Source organism: Francisella marina (genome assembly GCF_008369785.1).
In the GTDB taxonomy this organism is placed as follows: Bacteria; Pseudomonadota; Gammaproteobacteria; order Francisellales; family Francisellaceae; genus Francisella; species Francisella salimarina.
Genome location: NZ_CP043552.1, coordinates 445,759 through 461,730, shown reverse-complemented (window position 1 = coordinate 461,730; position 15,972 = coordinate 445,759). Strand labels below are relative to the sequence as shown.

Sequence of the window (15,972 nt, the reverse complement as noted above, 5' to 3'; positions counted from 1 at the left end):
ATCAATTTTTATTATATGAAATATATAAGATTGAGTTAGATAAAACTAAATTAAGATATTTTAAAACTAAAGAACATTACCCATCAAAACACTATGATAACCAGCATCAACGTGAATATTTTCGCCTGTAATACCAGAAGCCATATCAGAACATAAGAATGCAACTGTATTACCAACTTCCATAATATCAACGTTTTTCTTAAGTGGTGATACTGTAGCATTATAATCTAACATCTTTTTGAAGTTAGAAATACCTGAAGCTGCCAAAGTTTTGATCGGACCTGCTGAAACGCAGTTTACATTTATTCCATCTGGACCTAAAGCAAGAGCTGTATATCTCATAGTAGCTTCTAAAGATGCTTTAGCAATACCCATAGTATTATAACTAGGCATAGCTTTTTCAGCTCCAATGTATGTAAGACCTACGATAGAGCCTTTTCTACCTTTCATCATTTCACGGCCTTCTCTAGCTAAAGCTGCAAAAGAATATGCACTAATATCATGAGCTATAGAGAAACCTTCACGAGTTACAGTATCGACGAAATCTCCACCTAACTGATCACGTGGAGCAAATGCAATCGAATGAATAATACCATCTAGACCATCCCAAACTTTACCAAGTTCCACAAATAAATCTTTCATCTCTTGATCAGAGGTTACATCACAAGGCAAAACTGCAGCTGGATTAAACTCATCACTTAATTTTTCAACTCTTTCTTTGAATTGACCAACATAAGTAAACGCAAGTTCTGCACCTTCTCTATGAAGAGCTTTGGCAATACCATAAGCGATTGATTTATTACTTAACAGACCAGTAACAAGTATCTTCTTTCCTGCTAAAAAACCCATTTAATATCTCCTTTAGTAGATTAAATTTAAACTCGGCTCGGACATACACAGCCGGCACCGACGATGTAGTATTATCTCAAGCTAATGGATATAATTATATAATAATTTAATAGTATTATAAAACACTAGTTTAATTTAAAGGCGATTATCAATGCATTGGAAAGAAAAAAAAATAGTCTCGGCACCATCTAGCGAAATGGGGTTTGACAAAGCTAAAGCAAGTTGGGATATTATGAAAATATCATCTGAACTTGTCGAAGGATATGAAAGATTAGATAAGATATCTCCGGCTATCAGTATATTTGGTTCAGCAAGAATTTCCGAAGATGATAGGTACTACAAAGATACTGTTGAACTAGCTAAATCTTTGTCAAATCATGGCTTTGCTGTTATCACAGGTGGTGGTCCCGGAATTATGGAAGCAGGAAACAAAGGTGCACAGCAAGGCTCCTGCTCCAGTGTTGGTCTTAACATAACGTTACCGCATGAGCAAAAACCTAACAGCTATCAAGATGTCTTTTTGATTTATAGATATTTTTTTACGCGTAAGGCGATGTTTATCAAACACTCTATGTCATATATAGTTATGCCTGGTGGCTTTGGTACTCTAGATGAGCTTTTTGATATTACAACCCTGATACAAACAGGTAAAAAAGTCAAAATGCCAATTATACTCTATGGTAAAGATTTCTGGGGCGGATTAATGGAGTGGATAAAAACCACCTTGGTTCAAAAAGGCGTAGTTAGTAAAGAAGAAGTTAACCTTCTAACCCTTGTAGATAGTATTGATGAAGTATTAGAAGTAGTAGCTGAACATTATATGCATACCTATAGTTCAAAAGCACACTCAAAAATTGTATTTTAAAGGTTTTAAATATGGATGTAAGTACTATTTCAACAACATTAATCAACAATTCACTACCCATTATTACTGCCTTTACAGTTTTGATTCATATTTTTTGTGGTTTAGGGATAGCTAAAGATATCCCCAGAGTCTTAGACAGAAGAATAACCACAATACTTTTACCAAAAAATATTTGGATACTTGTTGGATTAGTCTTTGGTATATGGGGCTTGCTTATATACTGGTTATTTCATCACTCAACTATATCAAGAGGTTAAAATAAACCATGAGCAATAATAATTTATGGGAACCAAAATCATATAACTCAATAGGTAAGTTTGTCACAGAATATGGCAACGAAATTGTTGAGCTTCTAGGCCCTCAAAAAGATGAGAAAATTTTAGATATTGGATGCGGTACGGGTGAGCTTACCAATAAAATAAAATTACAAGGAGCTAGCATAGTTGGTATTGATGTTTCAAATCAGATGTTAAATCAAGCTAAGAAAAATTATCCAAATATAGAGTTCATAGAAGCAGATGCTCAACAAAATTTACCATTTAACTCAGAGAGTTTTAATGCTGTTTTTTCAAATGCCGCATTACATTGGATGCTAAATCCAACAGCTGTCATAAAAAATGTAAATAAAATTTTGAAGAAAAATGGCAGATTTGTTTTGGAGATGGGCGGTAAAGGAAATATAAAAAATCTATTAGCAAGTTTAGATAAAGCATCTCAAAAATATGCTATCCAAGACTATAGTCTTGAGAATTTTTACCCAAGTATTTCGGAGTATACTTCTCTACTTGAAAGTAATGGCTTTTTAGTCAAATATGCCATCTTATTTGAAAGACCTACTCTACTAGAAGGCTCTGATGGCTTTAGAAACTGGGCTATGACTTTTAGAAAGAATTTATTAGATAAAGTAACTAATACTGATGAATTCTTAGAATATGCTGAAAGAATTGCTAAACCATATCTGTATAAAAACAATAATTGGTATGCAGATTATGTCCGATTAAGAATTATTGCCTATAAGACACAATAGCTAACAGACTTCTTCTCCACCAAAAACTTCTTTTCTCAAATTCTCAATATCTTTTCTAATAATATCTTCAACTACCTCTTTAGTCAGGGTATGATCTATTCCTTTGATTAGATTGACACTTCCCCAAGTACTCTCAAAAAATTTATTATCAACAACGTTATCGTTCTCAGCTAAAGTAACCTTTATTGCTTCATGGAATTTCCCAAGTTTGCCATTAAACAATAGTAATAAGTATGCTCCTAACATCTTTCTAATCTTGATCTTACCAAGAACTCTCATTGTTTTATGATGAATAAAAAATGGTGTAATTAAGTGTAGTCTTTGATATAAGGCTTCATCAATTAAAGATGAAATCCCAGCAGACATTGATATCGCGTAGATAAGATCGTAATTATCAGCACTAACTTTATACTTATTGATAATTCTTTTAAGCTTACGCTTTACAAATACTGGTCGACCTAGAGCCACAGTTGTTACTTTAATTTTGATACCATCAATATCAATATGCTCAACACTATCGCCTTTACTATAGTATCCCCTAATTACTAGTATATTTAACTTGTCTTTATTCATTAATCGATAAGCTCTATTTGATAACCATCTGGATCTTTTATAAATGCTATAACTTGCGTACCACCTTTTACAGGACCTGCTTCACGAATTACAACCCCGCCCTTTTCCTTGACATCTTCACATGCCTTGTAGACATCATCTACTTGCATACACAAATGACCAAAAGCATTACCATGATCATAATCATGATCGCCCCAGTTATATGTCAGCTCCAATACAGTATGATCCGAAACATCCCCATAACCAAGAAATGCTAAAGTATATTTATACTCTGAGTTATCCATCCTTTTTTGAACAGTCATACCTAATATTTTTGTATAAAAATCTATAGATCTATCTAAATCTTTAACTCTCAACATCACATGAGCAAAACGCATTTTAACTCCTTTATAAAGTTTATTTGTTATTGATAAACTATTTTGCTATATTATAGCAGATTTTTGATCCCCTGTTCGTAACTATCCGGGGTTAACAAAACTAAAGGAATATAAATGACAAATTTCAATCTTTTAATACTATTTACTTTTGTAGACTTCTTTGTCTTGTTTCTAGCTTATAAGCTTTTTGGCAAAAAAGGATTGCATGTATTTATAGTTGTTAGTGTGATTGCAGCAAATATCCAAGTTAACAAAGGCGTTGCTTATGATATTGCTGGTTTCCATATTGTTGCAACACTTGGCAATGTAATGTTTGGTGGTATATTTACAGCGAATGATCTACTAAATGAAAAGTATGGTAGACAAGAAGCACGCAAAGCCGTCCTAAAATCAATATTTTTTGGCCTATCCTTTGTGCTTTTGATGTTTATCTCAACCCTATTCACAAGCTTAAATGATGGTTTCTATAATGATGTAAATAACTCTTTAAATCTATTTTTCTCAATAAATGGTGGCGCTTTAAAAGCTGTAATTATTGGAAACCTAGTTTATCTTGTATCTCAACTATTTGATGTACTTATATACTCTAAGATAAAAAACTTTAGTTCTGATATAAAATGGTTATGGCTAAGAAACACTGGTTCAACTTTGATATCACAGATTCTTGATACTACGCTTATAACTTATGGATTTGCATTTGCTGGGATTATCCCAATGGAATATGTTTTTGAAGTTATAATTTCAACATTAGTTATTAAATATATAATTGCGCTTATAAATGCTCCTCTTTTCTATATTTTAGCATTTACAAAGCCTAGAGAATCATAACTATAAGTATAATAATCATAATCACTAAATAAGCCCTATTTTGTATTTTTTGAGAGACTCTACCTGATAAATTAACTCCCATTGATACCCCCATGAATGATCCAACTATCAAACTAATCGCTACCGGTAGATATACAAATCCTAAGCAATAATCAGGTAGATTTGATAACCCATAACCAGCTACAATATATGAGATAGCTCCAAAAAGTGCTAAAAAAGGTACTATTGATGATGCAATTGCAGCTGCTGTTGTGAGTCTATAGTTACGGCTTCTTAAAAAAGGAACAATAATTATACTTCCTCCAATACCCAATACAACTGAAACAAAACCTGTGAAAATTCCATAAATATACAGCAATATCGGCAAAGGTTTATCTACATTAGTATAATATTCATCAGCTGTGGATTTCGCACTATTTAGCATTTTTAAGACTAACTTAATAACTGTATATATCAAAAATATTATAAACAAAGATTCTAATAGACTGCTAGAAAGATAACTTGCCATAGTAGCTCCTAAAACTGTACCAATTATTAACCCCATCTTTAGCTTTAAGGCAATACTCCAGATTATATTGTTAGCTTTATAGTGAGCATATGTTGTTTTTATAGAGGTAAAAAACATAACAAATAAGGATGTTGCAACAGCAATATGCATAGAATTAGATACAAATAATGATTCATGAATAGAGATAAATGTTACAATTGCTGGAACAATAATTAAGCCTCCTCCAAAGCCAAACATACCTGCTAACACACCCACCAAAACACCAATTAATACAAAGCTTAAAACTATAACAAACATATTCAACACCCAACCCATTAAACAAGATCTATATCAAGAGACTATTTAGATAAAAATAAGACTGACAGAGTTACTTTTTAGTAATTTTTTCAAGCAACAAAGTATCTCCGTCAATATTTTCTGTAACCAAACCAACACCTTTGCAATAAATCTCATAATCTATTGTATGATGACAATTCTTACTATTATCTTCTTTATTCTTGTAACAATTGGTAACGTTATTATCCATACGTATACAATCTTTATAAGTATTACTATTTATTACTATCTCTGGAATTACTTTAGTAAATACCGAAGTCCCTTGACTATCAGACATCTCATCAGAATAATTTATAATTTCAGTCTTATTAAGAATAATTTCTTTAGGAAAAAGCTCTTGTGGTTTACTATCAATATTTTCTATTGTGCCATCAGGTTTACCACTTTTAATAGATGAGAAATAAACTACACCATCTTTAATTTTATATACTGATTCGTTAGCTAAATAAGGTTTATCACTACCCATTTTAGTTACCGTCTCATAAACACACTTTGTCTTAGGTTCATTACAGCTTTTAACAGTCATATCAAATGCTGCGGTAAGTTTAGCAGGCTTATCTAAACGATTGTAAACATAAGTATAAGTAGCTCCAACATCTGTTGTAATATAATCACTGCCTTTCAATGCTTCTTCATTTGCATAGGCTGTTGATAAAGCCAAAAAACAAAAAGCTAATACAGCTAACTCTCTTTTCATTGTTAACTTTCCTTTTTGCCATTTTTAGTTATTGAATGTAAAGATTGAACAACATCTTTTTGACCCAAAACATATTCTCCCTTGTAATTAAACATGCTGTATTTACGATATACCTCTCCAATACCTTCACAGTAAATAATCTTAGACTTGTATATTGTATCTTTGTCAGGATGATCTTTAAAATCAACAACATTATTTAATTCGAGTTGCACACAATTTTTGTAGAGATTATCATTAACACTAATTTCAGGAATCAATTTAGTATATCTTGATGTCTCTTTAATAGTATAGTTATCATAAGTTTCTATGCTAGTTTCAGCTTTGTTTAACTCTATTTTTTGAGGAAATAAAGGAGTATCTTGAAGTTCAGAATCTCCAAGCTTCACTGTCCGAATAGCGCCATCATTATCTTTAATTTTCATGGTATTCGTTTGAAAAACTGCACCATTCTTAATGACATAGGTATACTCACTATATCCATTAACCTTACCTTCTTTATCGTAGTTTCTTAACTGATAAATACACTCTATTTTATTTTCATTACAATTTTCAACAACTGTTTCAAATTTTTGATCAGGAGTGTTTGGCGATATATAAGTATAGATGGTTCCCGTATCTGTTGATATTAAATCAGAGCCCTTTAAAGATGTTTGATTTTGATCTGCTGCTAATGCTAGTAGAGGTAAAAAACTTAGAGTAAATATAATTTTCTTATTCATTTATCTTCCTTTGTTTGTTAATTTTAGCCCCCACCACTAAACAAACTACAGAAGAATAAAGTCTAAATCAAGCCTAGCTTTAATAAACCATAATATACACCATCATTATAGTTTGCTTTAGTTATTAGACTTGCTTTTTCTTTTAATTGAGGGGAAGCATTATCCATAGCAACAGCCACATCAACTCGATCAAACATTTCTAGATCATTATTACCATCACCAAATGCGTATGTCTCATATCCTTCAAGATCTAGATATTCTACAACCTTATTTATACCATCTGCTTTGGTATGTCCTGCTAAATAGCAGTCAACATAACCATTTTCATTATGCGGAGCTATCACACACTCGTCTCCAAGCGTATGTTCTAAAGCTACAGTATCAACATTTCTACCCAAAACTAAAGCATTGTAAATTGTTACGTTATATAAGTTATGTGTTGTGATAATCTTATCTTTACTTACTATCACATTATCATAAAAGTAACTAAGATCTTCTGATTCAAGGTTGTTCACATACGCAAATTCACCTTCAAAAAGCCAATCATGATTATGTTTTTCACAAAACTCTAAAACATTATCAATCGCACTTTGTGGAAATAGCTTCTCATAAACAAGTTTATCACCAACACTAACTACAGAACCATTAGCTGTAACATAACCATCCATAGGCAAATCAAGGACTGCTGAAGGAATGAAACTCGGCGATCTACCCGTAGCTATAAAAGTCTTATAACCTTGCTTTCTTAATTTTTTGATTGCTTGGATATTTTTATCTGAGACAAAAAGCTCTCCTTTATGTTCGTATACTAGAGTGCCATCAATATCAAAAAAAAATGCTTTCTTCATTCTCTAACTAACTTAATTTTCATTAATATTGGTAATAATAAATTACTAAAAGCTAAAAGGATATAGCTATTGCAAAGAAAAGATTATAATTATCTTAAAGGTGTTAAAAGTGACTATTCACCATCAACTATATTTCTTGAATCGTGACCTATGCTTCTTGTCACATCTCTTGCTGCATGTCCTATTGAGTCACCCATATCTTTAAAGTTACTTTTAATTGATGCATTACTGCTAGCACTTGAAGTATCCTGCTCATTTGAGCATGAACCTAATAAAACAATTGATATTACACACACTATTGTTTTTAAATACTTCATTTGAAACACTCCTTATTTTTTAAAAAATAAACATCGCATCACCATAGCTAAAAAATCTATATTTTGACGCTATTGCATGTTCGTATGCTTTCATAATTTTTTCTTTATCTGTAAATGCACTTACTAGCATTATAAGTGTAGATTTTGGCAAATGGAAATTTGTAATCATTGCATCTACAACATGAAACTTTTTACCTGGATACAAGAAAATATCTGTTTCACCTTGATAAGGTTCAATCTCTCCACTTTGTCCTGCTGTCTCAAGAGAACGCACCGAGGTTGTACCAATAGCTATCACCCTACCACCATTTGCTTTTGTTTGACGAATCTTATTACAAACTTCTTCTGGTACAGATATAACTTCTGAGTGCATCTTATGGTTATTGACATCATCAACTTGAACAGGTTTAAAAGTTCCTGACCCAACATGTAAAGTGATATAGGCTATATCAGTACCTTTAGCTTTTATTTGTCGGATTAGCTCTTCTGAAAAGTGCAAACCAGCTGTTGGAGCAGCAACAGAGCCTAAATCTTTTGCATAAACTGTCTGATATCGTTCAGCATCAAATTCTTCATCATCTCGCTTCATATACGGAGGTAAAGGAATATGCCCAAACTCTTCCATCAATTGATAGATATCTTTATTACCCTGCAGTTCAAGTAGATACATTCCGCCATCTTTTTCTAATACTTTTGCTAAAGTATCTTGGACATATATTTCACTACCAATAGTTGGTGAGCGATTTGCTTTAATATGTGTTTCAAAAATTTTGGGTGTTTTAACTCTTTCTATAAGATATTCAAGCTTTGCGCCTGTAGTTTTTTCACCATATAGTCTAGCTAGCATTACTTTACTATTATTAAAGATAAGCAAATCTTCAGGATTAATAAAATCAATAAAATCAGTAAATTTATAATCTAAGATCTCGCCAGTTTGCTTATTCAACTTTAACAACCTACTAGCATCTCTGTTTTCTAAAGGATAGCTAGCAATTAACTCTTCTGGTAACTTATAATCAAAATCGTCCGTTCTCATTTAATAAATTTATTTTAAAAAAATCTTTTGAGCAAAATATTATCATATCTTAGATAATAGATATAACAATTTAGGCCATTATCATCCTAATATGCTATTATCCATATATAACAATTTAAATATACATATTTATGTTATTTTCAGACTTAAACTTAAGCCAAAACATCATAGAAATATTAGAAAATAAAAATATCAAAATACCTACAAACTCACAGATTTTAAGCTTTGAAAAAATCTCAAATGGAGAAAATATCTGGCTAAAATCACCAACTGGTAGCGGTAAAACACTTGCTTATATTTTGCCAATTATGAATAAATTATTAATAGATAAAAAACCTCTTACACAAGTTGTTTTTTTTACACCTACTCATGAGTTAGCCATTCAAATTAGTAATTTTATAAATGAGACATTCTCAAGTATAGGCATTAAATCACTAGCACTAATTGGTAAAGCATCGATAGACAGACAAAAAGAAAAATTAAAGAAAAAACCAAATATTGTAGTTGGCTCTGTTGGCAGAATTCTAGAACTTATCGATCAAAAAAAACTAAAGGCTGCTCATCTACAATACTGTATTATTGATGAGGCAGATCGTATGCTTGAAGATGACAGCTTAAAGTTTTTAAAACAAATTATCTCTAAAACCACAAATCTACAATATATATTAGGCTCTGCCACTATCAAAAACCACGCCTTTGATATTGCGAGTAGTTTTATCGAAAATTTAGAGCTTATTGATAACTCCAAAGAAAAAGAAACTATAGAACATAGCTATATCACAGCTGATGGTAATCGTAAAACCGATACATTACGAAAGTTACTAAACAAAATATCTCCTTCCAAATCTATAGTATTTCTACATAGAAACAATGATGTTGATTTCGTCACAAAAAAAATAGATAAACTAGAATGTGGGGTTGGCTCTATTCATGGTGAACAAAATAAAATTGATAGAGCTAATACCATCAAAAAATTCAAAAGTGGACAAATCAAAGTTTTAGTTGCCTCTGATGTTGCAGCTAGAGGACTTGATATTAATGATGTTGATTTTGTAATAAATTATGATATCCCATCCAAAGCAGAAGATTACCAACATCGAGCAGGTAGAACAGGTCGTATGGGTAAGTCAGGCAATAGCATTCTAATTATTAAAGAAACTGAATTTTCTTATGTTGAAAAACTACAAAAGAAGTTAGGAATTGATATTAAGAAGTTTTAATATTTGTAAATTCGCCTATTTAAAAATCTAATTTATAGCCAAAATCATCTGTTTTCTATATTTACAACAATATAAAGTTACTATTAGAAGTGATAACCAAAGGATAAATTTATAAAGATTTACTCTTAACTAATATTTCCTATACATCTGAATATGTTAATATAATTTTCCAAAACTAATTTAATACCCAAAAAACTAACTATGAAAAAATTTCTATCCATTACAATTATTATATTTGTAACATTATCAGCCTCTTTTGCTAGTAACTGGCCTAGTGGATATATACCCAAAAATCAAATCATAAATATAGATAGTATTATCGGAGCTCCTCCAAGTACAGATTCATTAGCATTTTCTAGTGATAAAGCGATATCAGAAGCAGTATTTAGCCAAAATAAAAATACTACTGATTACAAAATAGCAATTCATGACGCATCTAATGACCAAGACGTTCATATCGCTGATTTTAGCAAAGCTTTTGGCCAAGAAATTACTAAAGACAAAACTCCTGCAATATACACTTTATTAAATAGATCAACGACTGATGTATCGAATATAAAGCAATCAGCTAAAGAAAAATACAAGAGAATAAGACCCTTCGTGTTTTTTGATAGAAAACCTTGCGATCCTAATGAGGATCCTAATAGCTATTCATACCCTTCTGGACACTCATCTAGAGCTTGGAATTACGCTATGATTCTAGCAGAACTAAAACCTCAAACAGCTAAGCAGCTTTTTGAGTTAGCTGATAGAAAATCCCAAAGTCGAGTTGTTTGCGGAGTACATTGGAAAAGTGATATCCAAGCTGCTAGAACTGTAGCTTTGGCAAACTTTGCAATTTTGAATGGAAACCAAGAATTTCTAAAAGATTTAGAAAAAGCTAGACAAGAAATTAATCAATAAGTCTACAACGCCTGTTTTACTACCAAACTTTTGACGATACTATATTTATCAACAAACTCAAATCCAGCTCTACGAGCTTTTTTAATATAGTCACTCTCACTACCAAATACTTCTTTAAAAGCTTTCATAAGAGCTATCATCTTAGTATTATCAAGCTTTCTTTCGCGTTGGTATTTATCTAACGTTGAGATATGCCCAATTAATCTACCTTTGGCAAAAGCTTCACTTACAACTTTACTCAAAGCTATAACATCCTTAAAGCCAATATTTACACCCTGACCAGCTAAAGGATGAATAGTATGTGCTGCATCACCAACTAGTACAACATTACTTTTAATATAGCTCTTAGCGTGACGTTGAATTAGTTCAAAGCTAAATCTTTTTGATAAAAGTTTTACACTCCCAAAAGTATTATTAATTGCTTTTGCTAACTCTAATTCAAACTTCTCATCAGCCAAACTCATTAAGAAATCAGCATAATCAGTTTTTACAGACCAAACTATCGAAGCTTTATTAGGATTTTCTAACGGTAAAAATGCTAAAACTCCCTTATCATAAAACCTTTGATATGCAGTTTGATTATGTTGTTTTTCAAGCTCAAGAGTTGCCACTATCGCAGTATGTTTATATGGTTTAACTTTAGTTTCAAAATTAAAATAATCTCTAACAAAAGAGTTAGCTCCATCTGCGCCGACGATCAAGCTAGTTTCGATATTTTTATCAGCTAAAACAACTAATTCCGTGTTACCATTCTTTTGAATTTTTTCTATTTTCTGATTTGTAAAAATCTCAATACCCGTATTACTAATTTCAGTAAAGAGAGCTTGTGTTATAACATCATTTTCTACAATATTACCCAAATTATGCTCAGATATCTCTTCTGCTGAAATAGTAATACTTTCACTAGGAACATCATCCCAAACACACATTTGATAATATGGTGATATACGATTGCTTTTAACGGCCTTCCAAACACCCAAATCTTGTAGCAACCTCTTAGAGGTATGATTAACCGCACTTACTCTAGTTTCTACTCTATCTGAATTGAGATGCTTATGATTTATTTCTCTTGCTTCTATTACAGCGACTTGTAAACCATTTTGATGCAAAGATAAAGCTAAACTAAGCCCAACCATACCACCGCCAACAATCACTACATCTTTTTGGATACTTTTAATGTTCATCTTCAACCACCTTTCTCATTAGTGTTGAACCTCTTGTCAGCTTACCCATCATCACCCGAGATAGAACTTTTTTGGCCAATTTGCTTCTTTGTAACAAATGTAATCCAACATTTCTACTTGCCACAAACTTAAGATCATTTGATACAAACCATTTCACAAATCCATGTGTAATATTAATTGTTCTATCATGATCTGGTTTTCTAACTTTGGCAAACTCTTCTAAAACTGCTGCTATAGAGCTTTGTGAAAAATCACTTTCAACAAGTAAGTCATATAAAAAGCCGATATCTCGAATACTTAAATTCATGCCTTGACCAGATACAGGATGTAGAAAATGTAAAGCATTACCAAAAAATAGTACATTATCTTTATATACTTCATTTGATTGAATAAGATATAAAGGAAAAACAGCAGGCTTAGTAGCAACTTCAATCTGACCTAATCTATAACCAAATCTATCTTGAACCAGTTCCTCAAACTCTTTTTTGCCTATGTTTAACTTTGCTTTTGAGTCTTCTCGATCAACAGTCCAAACACAGCCCATTGTAGTTTTTGCTTTGGGAAGCATTGCAAGTACTCCATCAGTCATAAACCTCTCAAACGCTGTATTATCATTATCAAGATCTGTTTGGATATCAAAAACGACTGCATCTTGTTTGTAATCGGTAGTTTGAGCTCCTACATTTAGCATTTTACGTATACTTGAGTTTGCACCGTCACAAGCAATTATTAGTGAAGCCTTTATTATTTTATCTTGTTGTTCTTGCTCAACAACTAGCGAATAATCATCAGCATTCTTTTGCAAACTAACGACATTAGTCTTAAAAGCTTTTTCGATGTTTTCATTTTTCGCAACATTCTGCAATGCAACTGCTAATAGTTCTCGCATTGGAGCAATAGCCCCAAGAAATGGCAGATTCTCATCCTTAGCAAAAATCTCAGCTCTACCATATCGTCCTTTATCAGAAACATGAACTTTTTTTATGGATTGAGTTTTACTAGCAACTTTATCCCACAAACCAAGAGTATTCAAGAATGCAATCGATGAATAAGACACAGCTATACTACGGTTATCATTTTTGACTTCTAGTTCATCTTTTTCAATATGAATAATTGTACAACCTGTCTTTGCAAGGGCTAAGGATGTAAGTAAACCAACAACTCCGCCACCAACAATTGCTATATCGTATTTAATATTCATAGAATAACCTAAACTTTTTCACTATCAATCAATAACACTGCAACCTTTGTATACTCTAACAACTCTATAAAATCTTGTTCACACTCATCATTATCCTCAAGAGCTTCATAATCCATATATGATATTTGCATTAAATCATTAATTGCTTCTTTTACTTCTTTATCTTTTGAATTTTCGAAATCTAGTCCAAATAATCCAACACCTGATAAAAAACCCTTTATCCAATATGTAAGAGCTTCTGCTTTATAAGTTAGCTCTTCTTCATCTTCTGGTAGGAAAAGGTCAAAAGTTAAACCTTTCTCATCAAATTGCGACTTTGTATAATCATATAGTTTTTTCATAGTTTGTAGTGCCGATGTAGCTACTAAGTCTCCTTCTTGTATAGACTTTGTCATCAAAGAATCCGACCAAGCAGTAAATTTAACTTCAGCACCAAAACTAAATAATGCACACAGTAAGCCATGTGCTTCTGAGGCAGAAGTCAAGGCTTGCATTACTTTTAGAGCTTCTACAACATCTTCAAAATTAGGTTTCTCATTTTTCATAGATTAGAATTTATTTTATATATTACTAACTGATATTTTACTTCATATAGATAATTAGTTATAGGTCTTTTTTAATAGTATTAGTCTAAAAAAATATTCATTTCTTAAACAAAAAAACAGATAGCTTAAATCAAACAAAGTCAAGCAATATATCTATAAACTTTTTACCATAAATCATTCAAACGCCGCATTTAGTCGTTTATAATAATCACGTATTCAAAAGTTTAGTTGTCTGGGTTATTGGTGATTTAGCTACAATCTTGAGCCGATACTACTTAGAATAGGGAGTCTTGGTATCCCAACTAGAGAGCAAGCTTTGGTGCCTAGCACTTACAAAGAAGCCCAACGTTGAGATTATGACACCCACTTGATACCAAATGGGATCAAGAATATTGGGCTAAAACGGTACTCCGGACAACTAATTATTTATAGTCTTAGTCATGAATAAAGATAATATACGCCAAAAGCTCTTAAACATTAGAAATAGTTTAGGTAACAAGGATAAGTTATCCTCTAAAATAAACCTTAGAGTTATAGACTATATTCAAAACAACTTTTCAGATCCAAAAATAGCTAGTTTTGTTTCACTCAAAAATGAAGTCAACACATCACTGATCAATGACAGCTTTAAAAATATTTATTTACCTATAGTTCACCCTTTCATAAAGCATGGAATGTGGTTTGCTAAGGATTCAAAAAAATATTATTTAAATAAATATAAAATAAAAGAACCTAAATATTCAGCAAAGGATATTATCTCAGCTTGGGAGCTTGATATTGTTATAGTGCCAATTGTTGGTTTTAATCGTGACAAATTCAGAATGGGAATGGGAGGAGGCTTTTACGACTATACTCTAAGCTTCAAAAAGAACTCTAATTCCCCTTTAACTATAGGCATAGCCTTTGATGAACAGCAAAATAATGATATTATCATAGACATATATGATATTAAGCTTGATTTAATTATTACACCGACAAGGATATTATGAGACATGGATAGTACAGCTGTAGCAACTCAAATTAAAAGTGAAATACTATCCAAAATTGATTCTCAAGCATTAATTGAAGTAATAGATGAGACGCACAAGCATACTAAACATAAAGGGTTTGTTGAAGGCAAATACCATTATGTCATTAATATCTCTTCTAAAAAGTTGAGCGACACCTCAAAAATCAAAGCTCATAAGGAAGTATTTAAATCTGTAGAAAAGCTCATGCCATATATCCATGCGTTATCAATAAAAATCAAGCCGGAGTAAAGTAATGTTTGATTTTATTATACACTTTAATGAATACATAAATTATTTTATAGATATGTTAGGCGTGTGGTTTTATATACTACTGTTTTTTATAGTTTTTTGTGAAACTGGCATAGTCCTAGGTATTTTTTTCCCTGGTGACTCGCTTTTATTCACAATAGGCTTAACTGCCGCTGCAACAAGCATCAACATCCATTTAGCAGTTCTGTCAATCTGCTTAGGAGCTATTATAGGAGACTCGTGCAACTATATTACGGGTAAATTTATAGGAGAGAAACTATTTAGCACACATGCTAGAATTCTCAAAAAGGCATACTTGATCAAAACCAAAGAGTTTTTGGACAAATATGGTACAAAAGCAATAATTTTTTCACGATTCATAGCTTTTGTTAGAACAATTACTCCTTTTGTTGCTGGAGTCAGCAATATGAACTATGCAAAATTTGTCACATTAGGTATCATATCGGCAGTTATATGGTCTTTCTCAATTACCTATACAGTATACTTTTTTAGTGATAACCATTTTGTTAAACAATATCTAAGCTTGATTATTGTTATAGTCATAACAGCAGTTATGATTCAAATGATTCTCAAAGGCATTATAAATAAAATAAAAGCAAAAAGAGCTTAACCTTTAAGTATTATTTTTTTATAATCTAACGACAAAACATTCAAAATGA

The 15,972-nt window shown here is 31.7% G+C and carries 21 protein-coding genes and 1 other RNA gene; 10 read left to right on the top strand and 12 right to left on the bottom strand.

The features are described from left to right. Positions 1-66: 66 nt before the first annotated feature. Positions 67-849 carry an enoyl-ACP reductase FabI gene (locus F0R75_RS02330; protein WP_013922865.1) on the bottom strand — a complete coding sequence of 261 codons (783 nt, stop codon included), beginning with the start codon at positions 847-849 and terminating at the stop codon, positions 67-69. A gap of 151 nt (positions 850-1,000) precedes the next feature. Here F0R75_RS02330 and F0R75_RS02325 point away from each other — a divergent pair, with 151 nt between their 5' ends. The 3 genes from F0R75_RS02325 to F0R75_RS02315 are packed head-to-tail and all read left to right on the top strand — an operon-like array spanning position 1,001 to position 2,741. Further along, entirely contained in the window at positions 1,001-1,714 is a 714-nt protein-coding gene (locus tag F0R75_RS02325; protein ID WP_013922864.1) for an LOG family protein, read from the top strand. A gap of 11 nt (positions 1,715-1,725) precedes the next feature. After that, positions 1,726-1,971, top strand: coding sequence for a hypothetical protein (locus F0R75_RS02320; RefSeq protein ID WP_013922863.1), 246 nt, complete (start codon positions 1,726-1,728; stop codon positions 1,969-1,971). An 8-nt stretch (positions 1,972-1,979) separates the two neighbouring features. After that, positions 1,980-2,741 (top strand): class I SAM-dependent methyltransferase, encoded by a 762-nt coding sequence (locus F0R75_RS02315; RefSeq protein WP_149368493.1) that lies wholly within the window; start codon positions 1,980-1,982, stop codon positions 2,739-2,741. Here the strand turns inward: F0R75_RS02315 and F0R75_RS02310 are convergent, their stop codons facing one another. Together F0R75_RS02310 and gloA are read right to left on the bottom strand one after the other, a co-directional pair. Next, positions 2,742-3,314, bottom strand: coding sequence for a hypothetical protein (locus F0R75_RS02310; protein ID WP_013922861.1), 573 nt, complete (start codon positions 3,312-3,314; stop codon positions 2,742-2,744). Next, complete coding sequence (gene gloA / locus F0R75_RS02305; protein WP_149368494.1) at positions 3,314-3,691, bottom strand: lactoylglutathione lyase; 378 nt, start codon at positions 3,689-3,691, stop codon at positions 3,314-3,316. The genes F0R75_RS02310 and gloA overlap by 1 nt, the downstream gene beginning before the upstream one ends. Positions 3,692-3,805: 114 nt before the next feature. Between gloA and F0R75_RS02300 the strand changes: the two genes are divergently transcribed. Next, positions 3,806-4,519 (top strand): queuosine precursor transporter, encoded by a 714-nt coding sequence (locus F0R75_RS02300; RefSeq protein ID WP_149368495.1) that lies wholly within the window; start codon positions 3,806-3,808, stop codon positions 4,517-4,519. Here F0R75_RS02300 and F0R75_RS02295 read toward each other — a convergent pair. From F0R75_RS02295 to queA, 6 genes are all read right to left on the bottom strand, one after another. Next, on the bottom strand, positions 4,506-5,324 hold the full coding sequence (locus tag F0R75_RS02295) for a sulfite exporter TauE/SafE family protein (protein WP_149368496.1): 819 nt from the start codon (positions 5,322-5,324) through the stop codon (positions 4,506-4,508). The two genes, F0R75_RS02300 and F0R75_RS02295, sit on opposite strands and share 14 nt — an antisense overlap. 70 nt (positions 5,325-5,394) lie before the next feature. Next, positions 5,395-6,060 (bottom strand): hypothetical protein, encoded by a 666-nt coding sequence (locus F0R75_RS02290; protein ID WP_149368497.1) that lies wholly within the window; start codon positions 6,058-6,060, stop codon positions 5,395-5,397. A gap of 2 nt (positions 6,061-6,062) precedes the next feature. Further along, positions 6,063-6,779, bottom strand: coding sequence for a hypothetical protein (locus F0R75_RS02285; RefSeq protein ID WP_149368498.1), 717 nt, complete (start codon positions 6,777-6,779; stop codon positions 6,063-6,065). 62 nt (positions 6,780-6,841) lie between these two features. Beyond that, positions 6,842-7,627: a Cof-type HAD-IIB family hydrolase gene (locus F0R75_RS02280; RefSeq protein WP_013922854.1), complete on the bottom strand. Its 786-nt coding sequence runs from the start codon at positions 7,625-7,627 to the stop codon at positions 6,842-6,844. Between the two features lie 113 nt (positions 7,628-7,740). Next, positions 7,741-7,944 (bottom strand): hypothetical protein, encoded by a 204-nt coding sequence (locus F0R75_RS02275; RefSeq protein ID WP_013922853.1) that lies wholly within the window; start codon positions 7,942-7,944, stop codon positions 7,741-7,743. 19 nt (positions 7,945-7,963) lie between these two features. Beyond that, entirely contained in the window at positions 7,964-8,980 is a 1,017-nt protein-coding gene (queA, locus tag F0R75_RS02270) for a tRNA preQ1(34) S-adenosylmethionine ribosyltransferase-isomerase QueA (RefSeq protein WP_149368499.1), read from the bottom strand. A 131-nt stretch (positions 8,981-9,111) separates the two neighbouring features. On the opposite strand from queA, the gene F0R75_RS02265 reads away from it, so the two are divergent. Next, a complete protein-coding gene (locus F0R75_RS02265; RefSeq protein ID WP_149368500.1) occupies positions 9,112-10,200 on the top strand; it encodes a DEAD/DEAH box helicase in 1,089 nt (362 codons plus the stop codon). Positions 10,201-10,401: 201 nt separating this feature from the next. Then, positions 10,402-11,103, top strand: coding sequence for an acid phosphatase (locus tag F0R75_RS02260; RefSeq protein ID WP_149368501.1), 702 nt, complete (start codon positions 10,402-10,404; stop codon positions 11,101-11,103). Positions 11,104-11,105: 2 nt separating this feature from the next. Here the strand turns inward: F0R75_RS02260 and F0R75_RS02255 are convergent, their stop codons facing one another. From F0R75_RS02255 to F0R75_RS02245, 3 genes are read right to left on the bottom strand one after another with little or no spacing between them, the layout of a single operon-like run. Continuing rightward, positions 11,106-12,287, bottom strand: a complete 1,182-nt coding sequence (locus F0R75_RS02255) for an FAD-dependent oxidoreductase (RefSeq protein ID WP_149368502.1) — start codon at positions 12,285-12,287, stop codon at positions 11,106-11,108. Beyond that, positions 12,277-13,488 carry an FAD-dependent monooxygenase gene (locus F0R75_RS02250; protein WP_149368503.1) on the bottom strand — a complete coding sequence of 404 codons (1,212 nt, stop codon included), beginning with the start codon at positions 13,486-13,488 and terminating at the stop codon, positions 12,277-12,279. The genes F0R75_RS02255 and F0R75_RS02250 overlap by 11 nt, the downstream gene beginning before the upstream one ends. Positions 13,489-13,496: 8 nt before the next feature. Further along, positions 13,497-14,033, bottom strand: a complete 537-nt coding sequence (locus F0R75_RS02245) for a UPF0149 family protein (protein ID WP_013922847.1) — start codon at positions 14,031-14,033, stop codon at positions 13,497-13,499. Between the two features lie 226 nt (positions 14,034-14,259). Here F0R75_RS02245 and ssrS point away from each other — a divergent pair. The 4 genes from ssrS (at position 14,260) to F0R75_RS02225 (ending at position 15,923) form a co-directional block, all read left to right on the top strand. Next, a non-coding RNA gene (gene ssrS, locus F0R75_RS02240) (6S RNA) lies at positions 14,260-14,454 on the top strand. 19 nt (positions 14,455-14,473) lie between these two features. Next, entirely contained in the window at positions 14,474-15,022 is a 549-nt protein-coding gene (locus tag F0R75_RS02235; RefSeq protein ID WP_013922846.1) for a 5-formyltetrahydrofolate cyclo-ligase, read from the top strand. A gap of 3 nt (positions 15,023-15,025) precedes the next feature. Continuing rightward, positions 15,026-15,292, top strand: a complete 267-nt coding sequence (locus F0R75_RS02230; RefSeq protein WP_149368504.1) for a BolA/IbaG family iron-sulfur metabolism protein — start codon at positions 15,026-15,028, stop codon at positions 15,290-15,292. A 4-nt stretch (positions 15,293-15,296) separates the two neighbouring features. Then, positions 15,297-15,923 carry a VTT domain-containing protein gene (locus tag F0R75_RS02225; protein WP_146421946.1) on the top strand — a complete coding sequence of 209 codons (627 nt, stop codon included), beginning with the start codon at positions 15,297-15,299 and terminating at the stop codon, positions 15,921-15,923. Positions 15,924-15,972: the final 49 nt, after the last annotated feature.